Source organism: uncultured Methanobrevibacter sp., from assembly GCF_902801725.1.
In the GTDB taxonomy this organism is placed as follows: domain Archaea; phylum Methanobacteriota; class Methanobacteria; order Methanobacteriales; family Methanobacteriaceae; genus Methanocatella.
The window spans coordinates 1-4082 of record NZ_CADCJB010000071.1 but is presented as its reverse complement, the minus strand read 5'-3'; the positions used below and the strand labels follow the sequence as shown (position 1 = coordinate 4082).

Here is a 4082-nt window from a genome sequence, read left to right as displayed (position 1 = left end):
CAGACATCCCCTTTTCAATTCGAAATCAACTTTCAAGTCGAATTCATTGAGTTTCTTTTGGATATTTACCTTTAATGATTTGTCCATAATAATCCTTCCTCAGATATTCCTAAATTCATTTCCATTGCTTTTCCTTTCGCAATGAAACAAAATCCATGATAAAAATGGCTATAAATGCTATAACGACAATAAATATTACATAATTGAATGCATCTCCCATATTTCCTGCAGCCACTTCAGAATAAACTGCCATTGGGAGAGTTCTGGTCTGGTCTGCAATGTTACCTGCAAGCATTGCTGTTGCACCGAATTCACCTAATCCCCTCGCATATGCAAGGATTCCTCCGCTGATGATTCCTGGCAGTGCATTTGCAAACCAGGCCATGAAAATGCGATTTTAAATGCAAAAAAGTCTATGAAAAAACTTCCGATCGGTCCTCTGACACCGAAAATATACAATAAAAAGAAACCCACTACTGTAGGGGGCAGCACAATCGGCAATGTGAAAATGCCGTCAAGCACTATCTTTATCGTGTCGTTTTTCATCTTTACAATGCCCCAAGCAACAATCAAACCCACAAAAAAGGTTATCAAAATTGAAACGCTTGCTGTTTTCATTGAGATGAAAATAGGGGACCAGTCCATCATGTAGTTTCTCCGTTAATTTCTATATTATTCATTTGAACAATATAATATTAAAATTTATTCAAAAAAAAGTTTTTCATGAATAGAAAATCTATTCATGAAGGGTGAATCCATATTCAACGAATATGTCTTTGGCTTCTTTGGTTTGCAAGAAGTCCATAAATGCTTTTGTAGCATTTGAATCTGTTGAGTTTTTAAGTGCAGCTACAGGATAAATAACTGGAGTTTTTAAAGTGTTATCAGGTGCTTCACAAACTACTTTTACATTATCATTGGATTTGGCGTCAGTAGCGTATACAATACCGCATTCAGCAGATTTTTGAGCAACCTGGTTTAATACTTCAGTCACATCTTTACCTAATGACAGTTTAGATTCCACGTCAGTCCAAATACCAGTATTGTTCAATACTTCTTTACCGTATTGACCTGCAGGCACGGATTCAGGATCACCTATAGCAATGTTACCGTTAACGTTTTTCAAATCATCAAATGAAGAGATATTAGCGTTTGAGTCTTTTGGTACAATTAAAACAACTTTGTTTTCTAAAAATTGAAGATTGGTTTTATTGTCAACTAAATTTTCATCAGCTAAAGCGTTCATCTGTTTATTGGAAGCGGACATGAAAACATCAGCCTTCAAACCGTTTTCAATTTGAGTTTGCAAATCCCCACTTGAAGCGTAGGTCGGTGTAACTTTTACACCAGGATATTTTTGTTCAAACATTGGAATTAACTTTTCATCAAAAACATTTTTTAAACTAGCAGCAGCGGCTAAATTTACTTCTTGTCCATTTAAACTATTGTCAGAAGAATTGCTTCCTCCCAAAAAGTCAAATAGGCCTGCAGAACATGAACCAATAGAAACAACTGCAATGGCAATAGCTATAATGGCAATTATTGCGATTTTATTAGATTTCATAATTATTCTCCCATATATAATAATACAAACCAGACAATTAAATGCAATAATCCATGAATGATGAAGCAAAAAGAACATCATTACTATTCGATGTAATTTATTCATTACTTTCCATTCATTAAAAAATCATTAATTGCACTTCATTCATCATGATTGGCAATAATATTTATTATAACAAATGATATATAAATATTTACATATCGATGTTAATGCATTCATATCGAAAAAAAATGAAAAAAAATATCAAGGGATTGCCCCTGATTGGCAAAATGATTCAATCATATGCCAAATATTAGACATGTTTTATATCGGTATAATCAGATATTTCAGAATTTAATGTGCACAAATCATCAATATTCAAGTCATGCACATCATCATGGCCCGTGATTCTTGCAAAGGTCTTCAGCTCTTCGGTTGAAACCCTCAAGTAGTTTTCAACCCTCTTTGAAGCGGTTTCTATTTTCAGTCTTTTTCTCAGCTCATCATCCTGCGTTGCAACACCAACCGGGCAGTCCCCGGTGTCACAGATTTTATACTGCTGGCAGGCTGTTGCAATCATTGCGGCAGTACCGATAGCTATTGCATCTGCACCCATTGCAAGGGCCTTTGCAAAATCAGAAGAAACTCGCAAACCTCCAGTTATTGTCAAATCGATTTCACTTTCATGCTCATCCAAGTATTTTCGAGCCCTCGAAAGCGCATAGATTGTCGGGACAGATGTTGAATCCCTAATCAGTTTTGGGCTTGCACCGGTTGATCCTCCCCTTCCGTCGATTGTGATGAAATCAGGTTCGGCATACAAAACATGACTCAAATCATCTTCTATTCTCCCTGCTGCAAATTTCAATCCTATCGGACGGCCATGGGATTTCATCCTCAACTCATCAACCAGATTTTTCAAATCCTCCTTTGAGTTGACTTCAGGAATTGTTGCAGGAGAGTGAATGTCTTTGCCCAATGGCTTTTTCCGGATTTGTGCTATCTCTTCGGTTACCTTTTCGCCCTGCAGTTGTCCGCCAAGGCCAGGTTTTGTTGACTGGCCGATTTTGATTTCAATAGCATCGGCATTCTTCAGATTATCCCCTGTTGCAGAGTACCTGTTTGGAACATATTCAAAGATGTATTTATAGGCGTTTTCCATCTCTTCCGGCAGTATTCCGCCTTCACCGCTGCACTGAGCGGTTTTAACTGCAGCACTGCCTTTGGCCAAAGCTATCTTGGTTTCTCTTGAAAGTGCACCGAATGACATGTGGGTTATGTAGACCGGACTTTCAATGACCAGTGGTTTCTTGGCGCTTTTTCCGATGACAGTTTGCGTGTTTACATCCACATCAGATTCCAATGGCTGCGGATTCAACTGATTTCCCAAAATAAGTATTTCATCCCAGTTAGGCATCGGCATGTCAGTATACATCGCAGACACTATGGACTCACCGGTTATTGCCATTTGATGGATTGCATCCATATATCGAATGTCCCTGTCGCTTTTTGCATATTTTTTGTCATATGCCAAATCAGAGTCGGACTCCTTTTCGTTTTGGGTTGAGTGTGAATTTTCAACCTCAACAAATTTGGAGATAGGCTGACCGCATATTGGACATTTGTCCAGGTTTTTCAAAAGTATTCCTGTTGATTCCTCATCATGGATATGGCCACAGATAGTGCATTTGTATATCATAGTATCACCTTAATTCTTTTAATAGTTAGGTGAAAGCATATAAGTTTTTCTATTTGCATATTTCATTAACGATACCTAATGCATTCAGCGACCTTGGAAAACCGATATACGGCAATATGACAGTTATTGCTGAAATCAGTTTTTCCTTATCATTTCCTACACTTAAATTACCCTGAACATGTCCTCTAAGCTGGTTTTCACATCCTCCTAAAGTTGTGATGAACACAAAGGTGATCAGTTCCCTTTCGCTGTCGTTCAGGCAGTCACGAGTGTAGAAATCACCGAAGCAATATCCTTCAAGAAAGGTGTTGAAGTGCTTTTGGCCTTTGGGAGCATTGTCATTCATAGCCTGAATCATTTCGGCTCCAAAGTACCTGTCCTGGATTTCACGACCCAATTTGTGTCTGTTTTCAGGATTTGTGTTTGATTTGCTTTCCAAGGGCATCTCAATTCCCTTCTTGTCGAATACCTTGATTACAACTCCAAAGAAATTGTGTGCACGGCCAAATCCAACATATGGCACGGACTGGTAGAGCAATTCCTTTACCTCTTCAGGAGTTACGTATTCATTAACGGCTGAAAGCAATATCTTTTTGAATGCCTTTGGTGACTGGCAGGCTATCAGTGATGCCAATGTAACCAGAACAGCCTCCTTTTCAGACAATGTTGAGTATTCATACACTTCATCAAATGCGAAGTTTTTAAATATCTCATGAAATTCAGGGTCATTTTTCTGGATTCTTGCGAAATTGTCAAATAATTTATTCATAGGATTATTATGAAAACAGATTTATAAAAAATTTGTCAAAAAAAAATCTAAATCCAATATCGGATTAAAAT

General features: G+C 37.7%; 3 protein-coding genes and 1 pseudogene. All 4 read right to left on the bottom strand.

Translation table 11 applies throughout. The annotated features are described in order from the left end of the window. Positions 1 to 115: 115 nt before the first annotated feature. A pseudogene (locus tag QZV68_RS10285) lies at positions 116 to 648 on the bottom strand (molybdate ABC transporter permease subunit). 88 nt (positions 649 to 736) lie between these two features. Next, positions 737 to 1564 (bottom strand): molybdate ABC transporter substrate-binding protein, encoded by an 828-nt coding sequence (gene modA, locus QZV68_RS10015; protein ID WP_292600481.1) that lies wholly within the window; start codon positions 1562 to 1564, stop codon positions 737 to 739. Positions 1565 to 1856: 292 nt separating this feature from the next. Further along, the gene (locus tag QZV68_RS10010) at positions 1857 to 3242 is read right to left on the bottom strand and encodes a glutamate synthase-related protein (RefSeq protein ID WP_296880855.1); all 1386 of its coding nucleotides are present in this window, start codon (positions 3240 to 3242) and stop codon (positions 1857 to 1859) included. Between the two features lie 49 nt (positions 3243 to 3291). Continuing rightward, a complete protein-coding gene (locus QZV68_RS10005; RefSeq protein WP_296880854.1) occupies positions 3292 to 4011 on the bottom strand; it encodes a carboxymuconolactone decarboxylase family protein in 720 nt (239 codons plus the stop codon). Between the last annotated feature and the right edge of the window lie 71 nt (positions 4012 to 4082).

Excerpts from the sequence above, each read along its gene's own strand:
- QZV68_RS10005 (WP_296880854.1), bottom strand. The coding sequence starts at position 4,011 with ATGAATAAATTATTTGACAATTTCGCAAGAATCCAGAAAAATGACCCT.
- modA (WP_292600481.1), bottom strand. The coding sequence starts at position 1,564 with ATGAAATCTAATAAAATCGCAATAATTGCCATTATAGCTATTGCCATT.
- QZV68_RS10010 (WP_296880855.1), bottom strand. The coding sequence starts at position 3,242 with ATGATATACAAATGCACTATCTGTGGCCATATCCATGATGAGGAATCA.